The organism is Nitrosococcus watsonii C-113 (assembly GCF_000143085.1).
Classification (GTDB): domain Bacteria; phylum Pseudomonadota; class Gammaproteobacteria; order Nitrosococcales; family Nitrosococcaceae; genus Nitrosococcus; species Nitrosococcus watsonii.
This window is the reverse complement of record NC_014315.1, coordinates 368567-387250: the sequence shown is the minus strand read 5'-3', so window position 1 is coordinate 387250 and position 18684 is coordinate 368567. Positions and strand designations below refer to the sequence as shown.

17 protein-coding genes are annotated in these 18684 nt (G+C 49.3%); 13 read left to right on the top strand and 4 right to left on the bottom strand.

Going from position 1 to position 18684, the window contains the following annotated elements:
* Positions 1-64: 64 nt before the first annotated feature.
* Positions 65-1252, top strand: coding sequence for an EF-hand domain-containing protein (locus NWAT_RS17235; RefSeq protein WP_013219448.1), 1188 nt, complete (start codon positions 65-67; stop codon positions 1250-1252).
* Positions 1253-1355: 103 nt separating this feature from the next.
* Here the strand turns inward: NWAT_RS17235 and NWAT_RS01810 are convergent, their stop codons facing one another.
* From NWAT_RS01810 to gltX, 3 genes are all read right to left on the bottom strand, one after another.
* Positions 1356-2054: an NfeD family protein gene (locus NWAT_RS01810; RefSeq protein WP_013219447.1), complete on the bottom strand. Its 699-nt coding sequence runs from the start codon at positions 2052-2054 to the stop codon at positions 1356-1358.
* Between the two features lie 42 nt (positions 2055-2096).
* Entirely contained in the window at positions 2097-2804 is a 708-nt protein-coding gene (locus NWAT_RS01805; protein ID WP_013219446.1) for a hypothetical protein, read from the bottom strand.
* Positions 2805-3448: 644 nt separating this feature from the next.
* On the bottom strand, positions 3449-4858 hold the full coding sequence (gene gltX, locus NWAT_RS01800; protein ID WP_013219445.1) for a glutamate--tRNA ligase: 1410 nt from the start codon (positions 4856-4858) through the stop codon (positions 3449-3451).
* A gap of 320 nt (positions 4859-5178) precedes the next feature.
* On the opposite strand from gltX, the gene NWAT_RS01795 reads away from it, so the two are divergent.
* The 8 genes from NWAT_RS01795 (at position 5179) to NWAT_RS01760 (ending at position 13658) form a co-directional block, all read left to right on the top strand.
* Entirely contained in the window at positions 5179-5622 is a 444-nt protein-coding gene (locus NWAT_RS01795) for a plastocyanin/azurin family copper-binding protein (protein WP_013219444.1), read from the top strand.
* Between the two features lie 247 nt (positions 5623-5869).
* Positions 5870-7441 carry a Re/Si-specific NAD(P)(+) transhydrogenase subunit alpha gene (locus tag NWAT_RS01790; protein WP_013219443.1) on the top strand — a complete coding sequence of 524 codons (1572 nt, stop codon included), beginning with the start codon at positions 5870-5872 and terminating at the stop codon, positions 7439-7441.
* Positions 7442-7453: 12 nt separating this feature from the next.
* On the top strand, positions 7454-8902 hold the full coding sequence (gene pntB, locus NWAT_RS01785) for a Re/Si-specific NAD(P)(+) transhydrogenase subunit beta (protein WP_013219442.1): 1449 nt from the start codon (positions 7454-7456) through the stop codon (positions 8900-8902).
* A gap of 249 nt (positions 8903-9151) precedes the next feature.
* Positions 9152-10363, top strand: coding sequence for an ATP-grasp domain-containing protein (locus NWAT_RS01780; RefSeq protein WP_013219441.1), 1212 nt, complete (start codon positions 9152-9154; stop codon positions 10361-10363).
* 60 nt (positions 10364-10423) lie between these two features.
* Positions 10424-11329, top strand: a complete 906-nt coding sequence (locus NWAT_RS01775; RefSeq protein ID WP_232420178.1) for an ATP-grasp domain-containing protein — start codon at positions 10424-10426, stop codon at positions 11327-11329.
* 129 nt (positions 11330-11458) lie between these two features.
* Positions 11459-12238 (top strand): TIGR04255 family protein, encoded by a 780-nt coding sequence (locus tag NWAT_RS01770; RefSeq protein ID WP_013219439.1) that lies wholly within the window; start codon positions 11459-11461, stop codon positions 12236-12238.
* Positions 12238-12804 carry a helix-turn-helix domain-containing protein gene (locus tag NWAT_RS01765; RefSeq protein WP_157679778.1) on the top strand — a complete coding sequence of 189 codons (567 nt, stop codon included), beginning with the start codon at positions 12238-12240 and terminating at the stop codon, positions 12802-12804. The genes NWAT_RS01770 and NWAT_RS01765 overlap by 1 nt, the downstream gene beginning before the upstream one ends.
* Before the next feature lie 14 nt (positions 12805-12818).
* A complete protein-coding gene (locus NWAT_RS01760; RefSeq protein ID WP_013219437.1) occupies positions 12819-13658 on the top strand; it encodes a hypothetical protein in 840 nt (279 codons plus the stop codon).
* A 120-nt stretch (positions 13659-13778) separates the two neighbouring features.
* On the opposite strand, the gene NWAT_RS01755 is transcribed toward NWAT_RS01760, so the two are convergent.
* Positions 13779-14486, bottom strand: coding sequence for a HisA/HisF-related TIM barrel protein (locus tag NWAT_RS01755; protein WP_013219436.1), 708 nt, complete (start codon positions 14484-14486; stop codon positions 13779-13781).
* A 49-nt stretch (positions 14487-14535) separates the two neighbouring features.
* Here NWAT_RS01755 and NWAT_RS01750 point away from each other — a divergent pair, with 49 nt between their 5' ends.
* Genes NWAT_RS01750 through NWAT_RS01735 form a run of 4 tightly spaced genes read left to right on the top strand, consistent with a single transcriptional unit; the run spans position 14536 to position 18643 of the window.
* Positions 14536-15576, top strand: coding sequence for an ATP-grasp domain-containing protein (locus NWAT_RS01750; protein WP_013219435.1), 1041 nt, complete (start codon positions 14536-14538; stop codon positions 15574-15576).
* Positions 15551-16612 (top strand): hydantoinase/oxoprolinase family protein, encoded by a 1062-nt coding sequence (locus NWAT_RS01745; protein ID WP_013219434.1) that lies wholly within the window; start codon positions 15551-15553, stop codon positions 16610-16612. Before NWAT_RS01750 ends, NWAT_RS01745 begins: the two co-directional genes overlap by 26 nt.
* Before the next feature lie 6 nt (positions 16613-16618).
* On the top strand, positions 16619-18034 hold the full coding sequence (gene pabB, locus NWAT_RS01740) for an aminodeoxychorismate synthase component I (RefSeq protein WP_013219433.1): 1416 nt from the start codon (positions 16619-16621) through the stop codon (positions 18032-18034).
* Positions 18035-18643: an amino acid kinase family protein gene (locus NWAT_RS01735; protein WP_013219432.1), complete on the top strand. Its 609-nt coding sequence runs from the start codon at positions 18035-18037 to the stop codon at positions 18641-18643.
* Positions 18644-18684 lie beyond the last annotated feature (41 nt).

Sequence of the window (18684 nt, the reverse complement as noted above, 5' to 3'; positions counted from 1 at the left end):
GGATAAATTCGCTCATTTAAATTCCAGATTTACACCCAAATGATAGGGAAGGAGAGAAGAAATTATGAGTAAAAAATTAGAGAAAGCCACTATCCTGACTAGCCTTTCGCTATTGTTAATAGTTGGCTGTGGAGATTCGAGCCAAATACCTCCAGCAAACCAGAACGACAGGGCAGTCCAAACGGAACAGTCGTCCCAAGGCAGCGGCGATAGCAATAATAATAGCAAGCAAACGATGAGCAAAAGCGAGCGAATGGAAATGCAGCAGCCTTCCTTCTCTCAATTAGACTCCGATGGCAACAATTCCATCAGCAAGGAGGAAGCCCAAGCATTTGAAGATCTAGACTTATACTTCAAACAACTTGACCGGAATAAAGATAATAAAATCGACCCCGATGAATTCCGTGACTTTAAAGCCATGCAGATGCGCAGCTTCGACCATGGCGGCGATAGTGGTACAGAATATGGCGAGCACGGCGCTATGTCTAAGCAACAGAAAAGCGAGAAAAACCAAGAATCACCCTCCGCAGGAGAGAGTGGTTCAACGGAACAGTCGTCCCAAGGCAGCGGCGATAGCAATAATAATAGCAAGCAAACGATGAGCAAAAGCGAGCGAATGGAAATGCAGCAGCCTTCCTTCTCTCAATTAGACTCCGATGGCAACAATTCCATCAGCAAGGAGGAAGCCCAAGCATTTGAAGATCTAGACTTATACTTCAAACAACTTGACCGGAATAAAGATAATAAAATCGACCCCGATGAATTCCGTGACTTTAAAGCCATGCAGATGCGCAGCTTCGACCATGGCGGCGATAGTGGTACAGAATATGGCGAGCACGGCGCTATGTCTAAGCAACAGAAAAGCGAGAAAAACCAAGAATCACCCTCCGCAGGAGAGAGTGGTTCAACGGAACAGTCGTCCCAAGGCAGCGGCGATAGCAATAATAATAGCAAGCAAACGATGAGCAAAAGCGAGCGAATGGAAATGCAGCAGCCTTCCTTCTCTCAATTAGACTCCGATGGCAACAATTCCATCAGCAAGGAGGAAGCCCAAGCATTTGAAGATCTAGACTTATACTTCAAACAACTTGACCGGAATAAAGATAATAAAATCGACCCCGATGAATTCCGTGACTTTAAAGCCATGCAGATGCGCAGCTTCGACCATGGCGGCGATAGTGGTACAGAATATGGCGAGCACGGCGCTATGTCTAAGCAACAAAATAAAAACGCAACAAGCCAAGAACAATGATAAATGATTTATAAAAAATGAGGAGGCGCGCTGCCGGTTTTTTAACGACAGCGCGCCCATAATATTTAAAGTGGCTAGATATAAAATGAGGGGGAAACTCTCATTAATCCGTAGAAGCACTAATTACTCGACCACTAATAGCAACTCCGTCCATCAATGCCGCAACACTGGCTACCAGGATAGCGACTAACGTGAGGTCTGGATGAAGTCCCACCAGGGCCAGAATTCCTAGCACTATTACCGCAAACCCTAATACGACTTGGACCCCCATGGCCGTGCCTAAAGCCGTATGAGCAATATGTTCCTCATGGCTATCTTCATGGCCCTCTAACAGGAAGTTTAAATTGACTGAATTGATAAATGAAATAGCCGCGCTGGCCAACACCAAACCTATCCCCAGCACAATGGCGGCGTAAGGCAGAAGCACCCGAGGTTCAGCGCCCAGGAGAACCAGAATACCTAACACAATGGCAATGATACCGGTGATGGCCTCAGCGCCAAAACCAGTACTAAATTCTATTCTATCTCTAAACCTTTTTCGCGTCCGGGACATAATTGCAGGATATTCAGCCATCAACGTTCCCGATTCGGACAGCAAACCTACACCTACGACTATGACCGCGATAGCGCCCATTGTCATTGGCGCCACGCCAGATAAGCCAATAATAGTCAACGTAATGGCGCCTATTCCAGTAATTGCTTCCATCAGGGCACCGCCGACTAGCCCTCGTTTTAACCTTTCCGATAAAATTGATGATTGCGCGTGAGACTCGATAGGCATTTGATCAGAGGTAATGTTCATGCTGCTTGCTCCTTCATACAATCACAATCAATAGGGTTATCTCTATATCGATCTATTGGAAATTTCCTCGGGTGGAGTATGCGCACTATAAGCACTTAGCATTCTAGCGCTCACCGCCGCGCCGCTTAGAAGTATGGAAGTACCAATGGCAAGCATGGCCACGAGAGTTAAGATAGGGGGGACCCATCCCGCCAGTGCCAAAATACCTAATACAATAGCCACCAAACCAACTACAAGCTGCACCCAGATGGCCCCTCTTAATGTCGTATGAGCCACCATTTCCGCTTTCCTATGGTTCTCCGGAATTTCAAGGCGCATGGAATTCAACAAAGCTTTTGTTCCCGTACTTAATAGCAAACATACACCTAAGGCAATGACCGAAACGGGCAAAAGCACCAAGGGTTCTAGGTTTAATAGGGAGAGAATCCCAAGCGTGATGACGGCAATTCCCGCCAGCATTTCCGCACTGAAACCGCTGCCAAATTCCACCTTTCTCCAGCGGTTTTGTCGGGTTTTGGACAGAATTTCGGAATACTCAGCCGCTAAAGCGCCAGATTCCGACAACAAACCCGTCCCCATGACAATCGCCGCAATAGGAGCCATTAACAATGGTTCGATATGGACTAACCCAAGGATAGATAAAATAATCGTGGCTACCCCGCCGGCAGCCGCTGTAATAGATCCTCCTACAAGGGCTCTCTCTAATCGTTTTTCTCGACTATGAATGATAGCTGTAGGTGTTGTAACCATAACCGTAACCTCCCGCAGGTTAACGCTGCAAAACTAGAGTAAGTTAGTTACACAATATAACGTTCAACTCGTAAATGCCTCTAAGGAATAGGGACATCTAGTTTAATACCTAGTTCATGATGGAGAGGCTGTCAAACCAATATACTTAATTCTTTTACCTATCAAGCAAAAAATTGAAAAGCACGAACGGGTTAAGAAAAGATCCTCCTTCCATAAAAATTAGACTTGCCAAAAAAACAACGTGATTTCCTGCAGGGGCAAGCATTCTTTTTTTCGGCTTCAACAGCCTACGATGGGATGCGTCATTCCGACGATGAAGGTAAGGTAACGGTAAATTTGACGCTGCGCCGGTTACAAATATAATGATTCTGTCGGCACTCCAGACCAGGGTACAAACCGTACCTGATCGCCTGGTTTAAAATCGTCCGCGCTTCTTCAAACTTCGGCACGATGTAAAGCGCATTGAATGCGCTTTAATTAACAAGTTCAGTTCAGCATTATTAAGCATGGGTATTCATTTTGGGGGAAAAGGGCACTATCTGGCTGCTGTGTTCATCAATCGCAGGGGAGCGGCTTTGTTAGGCGAAAATTCACTATTAAACTAGAATAGAGCGCGTACCCTTCCTGGAACACGGCCTTTCCTTTTAGGTATTACCACCATGGTTAATCCAGGCAAGTGCCCGATCAATGCGAGCTAGTGTGGTTGCTTGCCCCATTAACTCAAGGGTAACATCAATCGGTGGTGAAATAGGGCGTCCCATGACTGCAACCCGTAAGGGCTGAGCTAATTTACCCAATTTCAAACCATGGCTCTCCACTGTAGCCAGGAGGATTTCGTGAAGGGCAGGCGCTACCCAGGATGGAGCTTTCTTAAAACGCTCACGCAGATCCCGTAATGGCTCTCGCACGGAAGCATTCAGATGTTTACTAGCCGCTGTTTCCTCATAAACTTCAAATTCACGATAAAATGGCGCGCTGTTATGAGCCATTTCCAGTAGCGTTTTTGATCGCTCTTGCTGAGCCTTGACGACGGCAGCTAGCTCCGGTCCTTCAGATGGGTCTATTCCCATCTGACCTAGATGCCAACTTAAATGATGAGCAATGTGCTCGGGAGTACTATTTTTGATATATTGCTGATTAAGCCAAAGCAGCTTCTCGGGATTAAAAACAGAAGCAGACTGATTGACATCTTCAAGGTCAAATAATTTGATCATTTCAGCCACGCTGAAAATTTCCTGATCTCCATGGGACCAACCCAAACGCACCAGATAGTTCAGTAATGCTTCGGGTAGATATCCCGCCTCCCGGTAATTCATAACACTGACGGCGCCATGACGTTTTGATAGGCGCTGTCTGTCTGGCCCCAGGATCATAGGCACATGGGCATAAACCGGCGGCTCTTTGCCAAGTGCATAAAAAATGTTGCTCTGACGGGGGGTATTATTAAGGTGATCATCACCTCGAATGACCTGGGTAATCCCCATATCCATATCATCCACGACGACGGTTAAGTTATAGGTGGGGGTACCATCAGCCCGGGCAAGTACTAAGTCATCCAACTCATTATTCTGGAAAATCACCGTACCACGCACGAGATCCCGCACGACAACCCGCCCTTCCAGGGGAGCTTTGAAACGCACCACGGGAGAAACACCTTCCCGTGGAGAATGCCGTTCCCGGCACCGTCCATCGTAACGAGGTTTCTCCTTACGCGCTATTTGCTCAGCACGCATGCTCTCAAGTTCTTCCCGGCTGCAATAACAAAGGTAAGCATGGCTGGAAGCTAGTAATTGCTCAATAATTTCCCGGTAGCGGGAGAAACGATCAGTTTGGTAGAAAGGCCCCTCATCGTACTCCAAACCTAGCCAGGTCATTCCTTCAAGGATGGCATTAACCGACTCAATAGAGGACCGCTCCCGGTCCGTATCCTCTATGCGTAAGATAAAACGACCACCATGTTTGCGTGCATAAAGCCAGGAGAAAAGGGCCGTGCGGACACCCCCTACATGCAAATAGCCAGTCGGGCTAGGGGCAAAACGGGTACAAACTGTCATCGTAAAAATTACCTGCTTTATGAACTAAATACCGAATAACTAGCTGAGTATTTTAACAAGAGACCTTCCCTCCCGCTTGGAAAATTTTATAAGGAACTTTCCCTCGACAGAGATAACTAAAATATCAACTGATACGCCGCAACCCTTGCTAGTAAATGCTCTAACTTGAAAAATGGCTTTTTAGGATACCTAAACCTCTCTCCTCTATTTAATTGAAAGCGCAAAAACTTAGGCTGTATAGGGACATTACCTGTAGGATCATCCTCCTCATAAAGATTGGGCTCTCCGTTTGAGTCAAATAAGCAGATTGGAATAGTTATATGGTAAACATCAAAAACGCTTTATTAAGTGTAACATTGATTTTGGCCTTAACCTTCTCTGTCATGGCCATTGCCGAGACCCATATCATTAAGTCAATAGGAACGGCATTTAATCCGATAATAGTCTTTGCTGAACCTGGCGATACCATTACCTGGATCAATATGCCCGCTCATAATACTAAATCCATCAATAGCCTTATCCCCCAAGCGGCTAAACCTTGGCAATCCCAGATGGGGCAAGATTTTAGCATCACCCTGGAAGAAGAAGGCATTTACCTATACGAATGTAACCCCCATCTCAGTTTTGGTATGGCGGGAGCCATCGTGGTTGGCAAACCCACAAATCTCACCGAATTAGACAAAAAGGTCAAACATACCCATGGTGCCATTCAGCGGGTTTTCCGGAAGACCAAGGAGGCTATTGGTACCACTGGGCAGCAATAAGAAGTAGTTTATATTTTCACCTGAATTCATTCACCACCTTGACTTCTCACAGCTCATTTAGAGCCTGCCTTATGGTAGACAATTTCCAGCGCAATAAACTCTGTATCATAAGCTATTTCCGGCTTTAGAATTTAGAGCTATTAGCTAGCAAAACCGAACCGTTAGCAAATACCTTGCGGGATAGTCAAGAATTGCAAAGTTTGGCAAGTATGCGATAATTTTTTACCGATAGGCAGGAGTAATAAAAATGCGAATAGGAATTCCTAAAGAAATTCATAGGGGAGAGAAGCGGGTAGCAACTACCCCAGATACGGCTGAGCGCCTGCAAAAGCTAGGATTTTCGGTTGTCCTGGAATCAGGCGCTGGCCTCAATGCCAATTTTTCCGATGCCGCTTACCGAGAAGCAGGGGCTGAAATCATTGAGGATACCCGCTCTTTATGGTCAACCTCGGATATCATCCTCAAAGTCCGTGCCCCGGCGGTACATCCCGAATTAGGCGTTGATGAAGTAGAGCTATTGCAGGAAGGCGGTTACCTGATCAGCTTTATCTGGCCAGCCCAAAACAAGGAGCTATTGGATCGCTTAGCGGCCAAAAAAAGCACTGTTCTGGCCATGGACAGCGTGCCGCGAATCTCTCGCGCACAAAAACTTGACCCCCTTAGCTCAATGGCTAATATTGCGGGCTACCGCGCCGTTATCGAAGCTTCTCATCATTTTGGCCGCTTCTTCGCCGGGCAAATCACCGCCGCCGGAAAAATCCCCCCAGCCAAGATTTTAGTCATTGGCGCGGGCGTGGCAGGACTTTCAGCTATCGGCACCGCCGCAGGATTAGGCGCCATAGTGCGGGCCTTTGATACCCGGCCTGAAGTTAAGGAGCAAGTCCAAAGCATGGGCGCCGAGTTTCTAGAACTCAAATTTGCGGAAGAAAGCGCTGGGGAAGGCGGTTATGCCAAGGAAATGACTCCGGAATTTATCCAAGCGGAAATGGAGCTCTTTACTCAGCAAGCCAAAGAAGTAGATATTATCCTCACCACCGCCTTAATCCCTGGTAAAAAAGCGCCTGAACTCATCACCGAAGAGATGGTGAAGTCCATGAAAGAAGGCAGTGTTATCGTTGACCTGGCAGCCGAGCAGGGAGGCAATTGCGCTTTAACAACGCCTGATGAAGTCGTCGTTAAACACGGCGTGACCATTATTGGTTATACGGATTTACCCAGCCGCCTCTCGACCCAATCGAGCCAATTATATGCGACCAACTTGCGCCACTTACTGGAAGAATTATGTCCCGAGAAAGATGGCACGATCCATTTGAATATGGAGGATGAAGTCATCCGAGGTCTTACCGTCATCAAAGAAGGGGAAATCACCTGGCCTCCGCCACCGCCTAAAATATCCGCCGCGCCTGCATCCCAACCAGCTAAAACGCAGCCGGCACCTTCTTCCCCAGCAGAGGTAAAAGGAAAATTGAAATTCCCCAAGGAGTGGCGAATTGCCCTAATCATGGCCCTAGGCGGACTTGGTTTATGGGGCTTGGGGACAGTGGCCCCTCCCTCTTTTATGTCCCATTTTACCGTATTCGTACTAGCGTGCTTCGTGGGCTATCAAGTTATCTGGAATGTAACACCCTCTTTGCACACACCGTTAATGAGCGTCACCAACGCTATCAGTAGCATTATCGTCATTGGGGCATTAATTCAGGTGTCTAAATCCGGCATCCTGATCGCGCTCCTTGCCGGAATCGCCATCTTGATCACCAGCATTAATATTGCTGGCGGTTTTCTCGTAACCCAGCGTATGCTGCGGATGTTCAGGAAATAGGAGGCCAGTATCATGTCCCAAGGTTTGGTTACTATGGCCTATATTGGCGCCGCTATCCTATTCATTTTAAGCTTGGGCGGCCTAAGCCACCAAGAAACGGCCCGGCGCGGTAATATCTATGGGATGGTCGGTATGACCATTGCTGTTCTCGCTACTATCCTCAGCGAGGCGGTGGTCGGCATCGGCGCCTATATAGTATTGATTATCACCATGGCTATGGGTGCCGTCGTGGGGGTTAAAGTGGCCCAGCAGGTCAAAATGACTCAAATGCCGGAGCTGGTTGCCATACTGCATAGTTTTGTGGGTCTTGCCGCCGTGCTGGTGGGCTATACCAATTTCATTGCCGCGGATAATCACCTTATGGGTGTTGAAAAAACCATTCATGACGTTGAAACTTATCTCGGCGTACTGATTGGCGCGCTCACCTGTTCCGGTTCCGTCATTGCGTTTGGTAAACTGAGCGGACGCATCAATGGCAAGCCGTTGTTGCTACCTGCCCGCCACTGGTTGAATCTAGGGCTTCTGATTCTGGCAATCTGGCTAGGTAAAGCCTTTGTAGGGGCCGAATCGATGGGAAGCGGGCTACTCTTCCTGTTTCTTATGACAGTGATTGCCCTGGGGTTTGGCGTTCATATGGTGATGACTATTGGCGGGGCAGACATGCCCGTGGTTATCTCCATGCTTAACAGTTATTCAGGATGGGCGGCGGCCGCCACTGGCTTCATGCTTGCAAATGATTTGCTCATCGTGACAGGCGCGCTGGTGGGCAGCAGTGGCGCTATCCTAAGTTATATCATGTGCCGAGCAATGAATCGCAATTTCATTAGCGTGATAATGGGAGGGTTCGGCACGGAAGGAGGTAGTGCTACCGCCCCCGTCGCTGGCGGTACGAGCGAAGTCAACGCCATTACCGCTGAAGAGACCACCCATCTCTTGGAAGCTGCTAAAAACATTATCATCGTTCCGGGCTACGGCATGGCGGTAGCCCATGCTCAGCATACCGTTTATGAAATCACCAAATTATTGCGCAAGCAAAATATCAACGTACGGTTTGCAATCCACCCCGTTGCCGGGCGCATGCCAGGTCACATGAACGTGCTGCTTGCCGAGGCCAAGGTACCCTATGACATCGTCCTAGAGATGGATGAAATTAACCAGGATTTTCCCAACACAGATGTGGTGATAGTGATTGGGGCCAACGATATCGTCAATCCTTCGGCTCAGGATAGCCCTGATAGTCCTATTGCAGGCATGCCGGTGCTTGAAGTATGGAAGGCAAAAACAACCATCGTCCTAAAACGAGGCATGGCCACAGGTTACGCTGGCGTAGACAACCCATTATTTTATAAAGATAACACACGGATGCTGTTTGGTGACGCCAAGGAAAGCCTGGATGCCGTGCTCTCCCATCTTCATAATGATAGCCGGGAGGCTGCTTCTTATCAGGCCGCTGCAACCTAGATTTCCCCTATCCTGGAATCTCTTTCATAGGGATTCTAACCGCCCTGGTGATAACAGGATATTCAAACTTTGGCGGAATACAGGGATGTATTCCGACCCCCAGCGAGCGTGCCCGCGCGCAGACAGGCGAAGTGAAAGCGCGAGAGGAGCCAACCAACGGAGGCCAAGGCACCCCTTCGCCGAAGACTGCGAGGAACCGCGAATTTGTCAGACGGATGAAATTTTGTAGGAACAGAATTGCTATCAGTCATGGCGAAACTCCAACGAGCGCCTTCTAATAAGCTCGGAATTCGCTGTAATCAAGGGGGGTGGAGCCAACTCCACCCCATCCTCATTCTAGCCAATAACGGGCGGGCGCTTGCTCAATCCGCAGCTGCAAGCGGATATCGGGTAGTGGTTGCCGATAACTACGGGGATAGAGAAACCCGCCAAGCCGCGCTTGCCTGGATACGGATTTTTTCTGGTGCTAATGTGAAACATTGGCGCCAAAAGATAGTGCGGTTTATTGAGGCGGAAAAATATCCAGTGGGCCTAATCTTCGGCAGCGGCTTTGAAAACCGTCCTGACATCATGGAAGAATTGAGCCGTAGGGGAGTATTGCTAGGGAATACGCCTCACTGTGTCCGCTTACTCAAAGATCCTCGCCGTTTTTTTCCCTTGCTTGGGAAGCTTGCGATTCCAGCACCAGAAATCCAGCTTCAACTCCCCGATAATCCTCTAGGATGGCTATGCAAGGCTATTGGCGGCACGGGTGGTCATCATATATTCCCGGCTACAGTACCAAGCACCCGTCGGCAACAACTTTGGATACGCCAAGGATGGGCCACTTCCGCCCCCGTCCCTTACTATTATCAGCGTAAACTGGAAGGGCAGCCGGGATCAGTGTTATTCCTTGCTAATGGCAAGGAAGTACAAATCCTCGGCTATCATTATCTATGGCTTGCCCCTACTCCCGCCATGCCTTACCGCTATGGCGGAATTGCTGCTCCCCTGAATTTGACTCCATCTGCTGGCGCCCTTTTACGAAACTATCTACAAGCAATTGTGACAGCCACAGGTCTGCGTGGTCTTAACGGTCTGGATTTTATCCATGGATCGCAGGGGATTCAGGTTCTAGAAATTAACCCTCGCCCCCCTGCTTCCCTGGATCTGTATCAAGATCGTTTTAACCCCTTTGACGCCCATGTCGAAGCTTGCCTAGGCACCCCTCTTCCCATACGGATAGCCCCCATGGCTGTTGCACGGGCCTTTTCCATCCTCTATTCTCCTCATCCGTGGCGAGTGCCCCCTAATATAGTCTGGCCAGCTTTTTGCATTGACCTCCCGGCTGAAAATACCCTAATTAAGCGGGAAGAACCCCTTTGCTCCATCCATGCCATGGCAACCAGCATCGAAACCTGTCAGCAGTTGATTCGACGGCGTCAAAATCAAGTGCTGGAATGGTTGACCTCATCGTTCTAATGCTTTTGTGTTCCGGCATGTTAATGGTTGATTTCAAAAAAAACCGGCGGAAGCTTGCAGGTGATAAGACCAGCCTATCTCCCCATGCTCCGGATTGTCATCTTTAACAATAGCCACGGTTGGCATAGCGAACAGCTAGAAGCAGCCCTAGCGCCCCAAGGGGTTGCTATTATTCGTTCGACTTTGGCCCAATGCCGAATTGATCTGGATTCGCCCTCTGGACTCCACATCCCTGGCCTTGGGAGTGGCCTACCGGATGCAGCAATAGTCCGTGGTATTGCCGCTGGGAGCTTCGAACAAATTACCTTGCGGTTAGATATCTTGCACACTTTGGCTGAATTTGGGATTCCCGTATTGAACACTGCCTTCGCCATTGAACGCACAGTGGACAAAGCGCGGACTTCGCTGCTCCTGCGCCACAGAAGAGTTCCTACACCACGGGCCTGGGCGTGCGAAGATTTAGCGCAGGCTCGCCATCTCAGTGCCCAGGCGCAGCAGGAAAGGCGCGAACTTGTTCTTAAGCCGTTATTTGGTTGCCAAGGGCAAGGCATTATCCGCATAAGCAAGCCTGCCGATCTGGACGCCTACGAAGCGACGGGAGATCTTTACTATCTGCAAGAATTCATACGGCCGGCTCAGCCTAATATTTGGCAGGACTGGCGGGTCTTTGTAATCGGTCACCGCCCTATTGCCGCAATGGTTCGCCGTGGCCAAGACTGGATCACCAACGTAGCGCGGGGCGCTCAATATTTTCCTGCCCCTTTAGAGAGAGAAATAGGCACCTTAGCCTGTCAAGCAACCCAAGCTGTCGCGGTTGACTATGGCGGCGTGGACATCATCCAAACACCAGCACAAGGGTTTCAAGTGCTCGAGGTCAATAGCATCCCTTCCTGGAAAGCCCTGCAACAAACCACGGAAGTTAATATTGCTGGCGCGCTAGCAAAAACTCTATTGGAGCAGCTGTAGAGCAGGATTTTATTTATGATAGATTGAGCCTTGCTAAGCAGTAGCAGTCGCATTTTTAATCGTGCAGTATGTGTGTAATTTGGTGTATAATTTTAGATGCGCTTAACAAATGCCTGAGGAGGAATAGGTGTGGACGGCTATAAAAAGCTAGAAAATCAACCACTTAAATTCGTTCTTGCCGAATTCCGCTTCTCACCTGTAATGCAGATCGCCGAATACATACCCAAGATTCAAGAAGCATTACGAAAACAGTACCCAATAGAAAAAACACAAAGCGAACAAACAGTCCAAGTGCAGCCTGGCGGCATCGCCGTTTCGACCGTAAATCGGTGGGCGTTCATTTCAGCAGACAAGAAAAGTGCTATCGAAATCAACCAGGAGCGTCTTGTCTATATCACGGCGGAATACCCAAGATTTGACGGTTTTTCCGCCGCCTGCAAACAAGCAATTGAGACTTTGGTGGATATTGTCGAGCCAAGCTTGATTTTGCGTATTGGGCTTAGATACAGCGATCTGATAACTATTGATGATGGTGAGGAAATTACCGAGTTAGTCAATGAGCATTTTGGATTGCCGAGCTGTATAGAATCTCTTGGGGTAGCCCGGCAACACAGTACCGATACATTTTTACGTACAGACATGGGCGGGCTTGCAATAAGAACCCTGTACGGCAAGCACAACCTCTCTTGCCTTCCTGATGTTCAGGGTTTGCCGATATCCATCAGCGCAGACGCGACACCAAGCGAACGGATTATTCTTGATTTTGACCACTACTGGGAAGCGAAAGATGAAGCTGCTAGCTTTAAGACAAACGATGTAATAGAAAGATTGGCTACCTTGCACGAAACATCCAGGGAAGCGTTTTGGAAAGTAACCACAGACTATGCGAGGAATCAGAAATGGGCCTGATGGCAACGGATCTCCCGGTTGACACACATTACGCCTCAGGAGCATTTAGCCATTACACCAATCCTCCGGCTATTCATTTGGTGCTTCCAGAAGGCGACGGGCTTAACCAGGTATTCTCTTTATACCAAGGTTCCGGCGGTGTGGTTGCAAGTCGGCTTAGTATGTCTCCCAGCGGCGCTAATACTCAAGTACATGTGGCACTTCAAAATAAATTAGCAACTGCAGTAAATGAAATCTGCCTGGCGTTTGGGTTGACCAAAGAAGAATTGGCGCGGGTATGTAAGGTCCAGAGTAGGAAGACCCTTTATAACTGGATCAATGAGGAGGCTAATCCTAGGAAATCTGCAATGAGCAGAATTTTTGATCTATTAGTCACTGCAAGAGCATGGCTTAGTTCTGGTTTTACTGCTGATCAAGAGCAACTACATGAGCCCGTGCTTGGCAACCAAAGTGTATTTGATCTTTTAAGCCAGCCGAAAATTGATAAAGAACGTATTCTTTTTGCTGGTTCAAGATTGAATATGTCATCTCCCACAAAAAACGAGCTTTCAGATCCGTTTGCTTAAGTAAAATAGAGCCTGTGCAAGCTTTGATTGGAAGTCAACTTGAAGAAGCCGGCTGGAGACAAGGTTCCGTTGTTAGCGCCGCGGATATTCAACAACTGATCGACATTATAGATAATATATCTTTTACGGAGAATCTGGTGCTCTTAGTAGCATCTCAGTCATGCGATATAGCGAATAACAATATTGACACAGATCCATATATTGAGCTGTCAGTTGCCAGGAAGATTGAAGTACCCAAGGGACATTTAACCCATAACAAGAATCCTCGGACTCTTCATACGCACATCATATGCCGAACCAACGATGAGAATGTGTCTACTGAAGAATGCCTTGAGCTAAGGGCTTTTGAAAAGACTGCCATCCTAAAGGAAAATCTTGTAGGCTTACAGCCTGATTCAGATAGTCTTTTAGAAGACAGGCAGTTAAAAAGCTACGTTGCCTGGCTGGCAGCTAGGTATTCTCGCCCAGCCCTGCCCACAACATTTAATAATCGAATTAGAGCCGCAGACCCCAAGGACAAACTTAGAAGTAAAGTAAAAAAAAGCAACGAACAGCTTATGGGGATATACGTTGAAATAATTCCTGATGCTGAAATCAAAGATGATGCATCTTACAATGTGAATTTGCTCGGCTTACTACCCGCTGGGTTTGCTGGAGATTCAAGCAAAGCCGAGAATACAATAAATGCATATGCAACAGTCTTGCGCAATGCTGGAATGGAAGTCACATCTGCCGTTCGTACCGAAGATCAGATATCATTAGCTGTAATAAAGCGTTTCAAACGTTTTTACTATGACGATCTGTCCATGAAGGAAGAAACCCCTCCGCCACCGGAAACGCAAAACATATTATAGAACTCCTAAGTAAGCACCGGGGTATAGATGAGGCAGCTGTCCCCTCTACCTCGTCCATCCACATCTCCCTTTGCGGAAATAAAAGAACCACTGTTACCTTAAGTGAGATTAAACAGGTGCTTATAACATTTGCCGCAATTCCGCGGGACTTAAGCTACCATCATGCAAGGCGCTCGCCAACAATACCCCTTCGACCCCCCATGCTGCGAGCTGCTTCAAATCCTCCAAGCAACGGACTCCCCCTGCTGCCAACAAAGACATTCCCTTGCGGAGAGATCTTTGCCTTAACCGTTCCAATAGGGGCCAATCCGGCCCTTGCTGGCTTCCTACTTGATCCAGACTCATGGCAATGACGGTCCCCGGCCACAATTCTGGTTGCCGATCCAATCCTGCGGGGCCAAGAAATGCTCCCCGCCGGTGGTCCAGAGAGAGTGCTAGCCGTTCCGGCCACGCGCTTTGCAACGCTTGCCAGGCTTCCAAATCAGGCAGGGTTTCCGTTCCTACCACGGGCCGGGCAACCCCGAGCGCAAATAACTGGGCGACCGCTTCATGGCAGGCGGTTCCCCCATCTACCCATAATTCTAAATCAGGATAACTTTGCGCAATAGCGGCTATCATGAAATGATTATTGCCATCCCCCATAATAGCGTTTAAATCAGCAATATATAATTGCTGGAAGCGGCACCATTGCAGCAATCCGGCCACTACCTGTAAAGGCGAAGAATTGGGCGCTAAGGGGGAAGCTAAAGGCAAGTAGTCATCCCGTTGCCCGCCCCTAGCATGAACGACGACCCCACCCCATAAATCAAGCACCGGAAGGAGCTGCATTTTATAAATCCTTCTTACAATAAATATCCACTCAAAATGGCACTGAACAATGAAAATCCTCGTCTACGAACATATTACCAGCGGCGCGTTCTGTACAGAATCCTTACCCAGCCACTTGGCCAGGGAAGGCGATGCCATACTGCAAGCCTTACTTTATGATTTAGCAAGAACGCAAGGCGTACAGTCCGTGATTCTCCGAGATTTTCGCCTAGATACGCCCCCTTACGTTCACCGCTGCCATTATATTCGCAACTTGAATGATTTTCGCCGTTGCTGGCTCATTTCCTTAGACGATGTCGATGGGGTCTTGCCCATTGCCCCCGAGAGCGATAGCTTATTGGCTGAGATCCAGTCCTGGGTGCTCAAGGCGGGCAAACGTTTACTCGGCTGCCGCCCCGAGGCTACCGCTATTGTAACCAGCAAAACCCGGACAGCCAGACATTTAGCGGCGGCGGGACTGGCCACTGTACCCACGGTTTGGCTCAAGGACTGGCAACCTGATACTTTCACGGAGAGCGCCTTGATCTGCAAGCCAGATGATGGCGCGGGATGTACTGATCTTTTATATTTTGAAAATGCAGCCACACTGCATGCCTGGAAACAGCAAAGAGCGCTGGGGGTTTGGGAAAAGCAAATCGTCCAACCCTATATTCGAGGAATGGCCGCCAGTCTTTGTCTGCTTTGTGCTGATGGTGAAGCCCACTTATTATGCGGGAATCGCCAATGGCTTCGGGTTACCGGAGGGGCAATCCACCTGACCGGGATTACGGTAAATGGGGTAAACTCCCAAGATGCCCATTCCCCCTCCTTCCAGGAAATTGCCGATATAATTGCCACGGCCCTCCCTGGTTTATGGGGTTTCATTGGTGTAGATCTAGTCCTGAGTCCACAACCCATAATCATGGAAATCAATCCTCGCTTAACAACAAGCTATATAGGGCTGCGGGAAGTTTACGAAATAAATCCGGCTACCTGGCTGCTTACTCTGCTTAATAAAGGGATGAAAGCCGTGGAATTACCGCCTCGCCCCTGTCAAAAGGTGACCGTTGCAACGGAGGAAGGAGATGCCATCCAAGCCACTCGCCATTAGCGGCTGGGACATCGGCGGCGCCCATCTCAAAGCCGCGCTGGCTGATTCTCAAGGCCGAATTGCAGCCTGCCTCCAGCTACCCTGCCCCTTATGGCAGGGCCTAGAAAAGTTACAACAAGCTTTTAGTCAGATGCAGCTTGAACTTAAAAACAAGGATTGTTTAGCCGCAATTACCATGACAGGAGAACTGGCCGATTTGTTTAACGACCGGGATGAGGGGGTTATCAAAATACTGGAGTACGCTTCCCAGCACTTTCAGAATATACCGATATATGTGTTTGCTGGAACCCAGGGATTTATTTCCCTGGAACAGGCAGCAAAATATACTGAGGCTATCGCCTCCGCTAACTATCTCGCCACTAGCCAGCTAGCCGCGCGCCACTGGAAGGAGGGGCTGTTCCTGGACATTGGCAGCACTACGAGTGACCTTATTCCCTGTAAGAATAGCATTCCATGCCCTCGAGGCAGAAATGATCAGGAGCGCCTCGCAAGCGGTGAGTTACTTTATAGTGGGGTAACCCGCACCCCCCTCATAGCCTTGGCACGACGGGCTCCCCTAGAGGGACAGTGGGTACGGCTAGCGGCGGAATGGTTTGCAACCACGGCTGATGTTTACCATCTATTGGGCCGACTCTCCCCAAGTGACGATCTTCATCCAAGCGCTGATAATCGGGGCAAACAGCCACGAGATTGTGCCCGACGCCTAGCTCGAATGGTGGGGGCGGATAGCAAGCATTGGCCGCTGCAAACCTGGCAAGGACTAGCAGCCTATTTTGCCGAGCAACAATGCCAGCAGCTTACTGACGCGGTTTTTCAGGTACTTTCGCGAGTAGATATTTCCCCAGAGGCTCCCCTAATCGGCGCGGGGATAGGGCGTTTCCTCGTTGCTGAATGTGCCCGGCGGCTTCGCCGGCCCTATGCCGATTTTTCCGAAGCCTTAGATATTCGCCCGCGCATTCCCATGAGTGCTGATCACGCCCCAGCCGCTGCCCTTGCCCGGCTTGCCTGGGAGCAACTGCGAGATAAAATCCACTAGCTTAAAATGAAGCACTCACCCCGCTACGCGGAACTGCCCTATTCCGAAGATTCGACTCCCCTTTTCGAGGCAATCCGACAGGAACCCTGGGCCATATTTTTGGACAGTGGCTGGCCTGCCAATCAATCGGGGCGGTTCGACATCCTTGCGGCAGATCCCTTCATGACTTTCAGCTGCTGGGGATCTGAGACCACCATCCGCAAACGCCATGAGAGTTTTTCAAGCTTTGAAAACCCCTTTACCCTGTTGCAGTCCGAACTTCGCCGCTACACTCGCAATACCTCCTCTATTTTTCCCGAACTCCCTTTAACTGGTGGCGCCATGGGTTATTTTGGCTATGATCTAGGACGGCGTATAGAGCAGTTACCCACCCTTGCACTTGATATCGAAGGCATGCCAGAGATGGCGATTGGACTTTATGATTGGGTTATTGTCGTTGACCACCGTCAGCAGCGCAGCCTGTTAGTAGGGCAGGGCTATGATTATCGTACTTGGGGACGATGGGAAGCCCTACAATCCCATCTTAGCCAGTGTCATGACTCACCACCATCGCAAACGACTTTTCGCTTATGGGAACCAATCGAGTCCAATCTGAAGCAGAAGGACTATCAACAGGCGTTTACAAGTATCCAACATTATATTCGCGAGGGAGATTGCTATCAGGTCAACTTGGCACAACGTTTTGAGGCCCTTGCCCAAGGCGATCCCTGGGCGCTCTATCGTCGCTTACGCCTGCTCAATGCTGCTCCCTTCAGCGCCTACTTCACTATCCCCGAAGGGGCCGTGCTAAGCACCTCGCCAGAACGATTCTTACGCACCAACGCAGGCGGAGTGGAAAGTCATCCTATCAAGGGCACCCGGCCCCGAAATCCCGATCCGATAGCGGATCGGAAGCTTGCCCTGGAACTTCAAAACAGCCCTAAAGATCGGGCGGAAAATGTGATGATCGTTGATCTTCTGCGCAACGATCTAGGCCGGGTATGCCTCCCAGGCGCAATCCATGTTCCCAGACTCTGTGCCATCGAGTCCTTTGCTACCGTCCACCACCTAGTAAGCACCATACGCGGCCGGCTTACCCCTGGACAAGACTCCATTGATTTACTCCAGGCTTGCTTTCCTGGGGGGTCTGTTACTGGTGCTCCCAAAGTACGCGCCATGGAAATCATCGAGGAATTAGAACCCCACCGCCGTGGAGTCTATTGCGGTAGCTTGGGCTACATTGGTTTTGATGGCAATATGGATACCAGCATTGCTATCCGCACCCTGGTTTACAACCAAAACTATTTGCGCTTCTGGGCAGGCGGAGGAATCGTTGCCGACTCGGTGGCAGAAGTTGAATACCAGGAAACCCTAGATAAAGCGGCAGCTATTTTACGGGCTTTGGGTGAATATACTACTCCAGCATCTAATAGCGTTCCATAAATGTGGGTGATTAAACTTGGCGGCAGCCTCTATGAAAGCCACTGCCTCCCTGGCTGGCTTCATCAGCTCGCCACCTTGGAGGCAGGAAAAGCCGTGATTGTACCAGGCGGCGGACCCTTCGCTGACCAAGTACGTCACGCTCAAAACCGTTGGGAAATATCCGATCCCTGCGCCCATGCCATGGCCTTACTTGCCATGGAGCAGTTCGGTTATTTACTGCAGGGCCTGGAACCCAGGCTTTGTCTCGCCGCTAGCCGTAAAGAAATTAAAGCAATACTAAGCCGGCGGCAAACCCCCATCTGGCTGCCCGCAACCGAATTATTAGACCAGCCCGAGATTCCAAAGAATTGGGAGGTGACCTCTGACAGTCTGGCAGTTTGGCTTAGCGGCAAGCTAAAAGCCAGCCGGCTAGTCTTGATCAAAAAAGTGCAGCTATCCGAACCGGTTATTAGCGTCCATTCCCTTGTCACCCGGGGAATCGTTGACGCCGCTTTCCCTCATTTTCTTCACTCTATTACCGTTCCTTGTTATTGCATTACCGCTGATAATTACCCGCAAATAGCTCTGAAAAACGTCGTTAATATGGGAACCCGTATCTTTCCCGATTAATAACTCTGCCTAACTAAGCACCCGGTGAGCGTAAGGCGGAC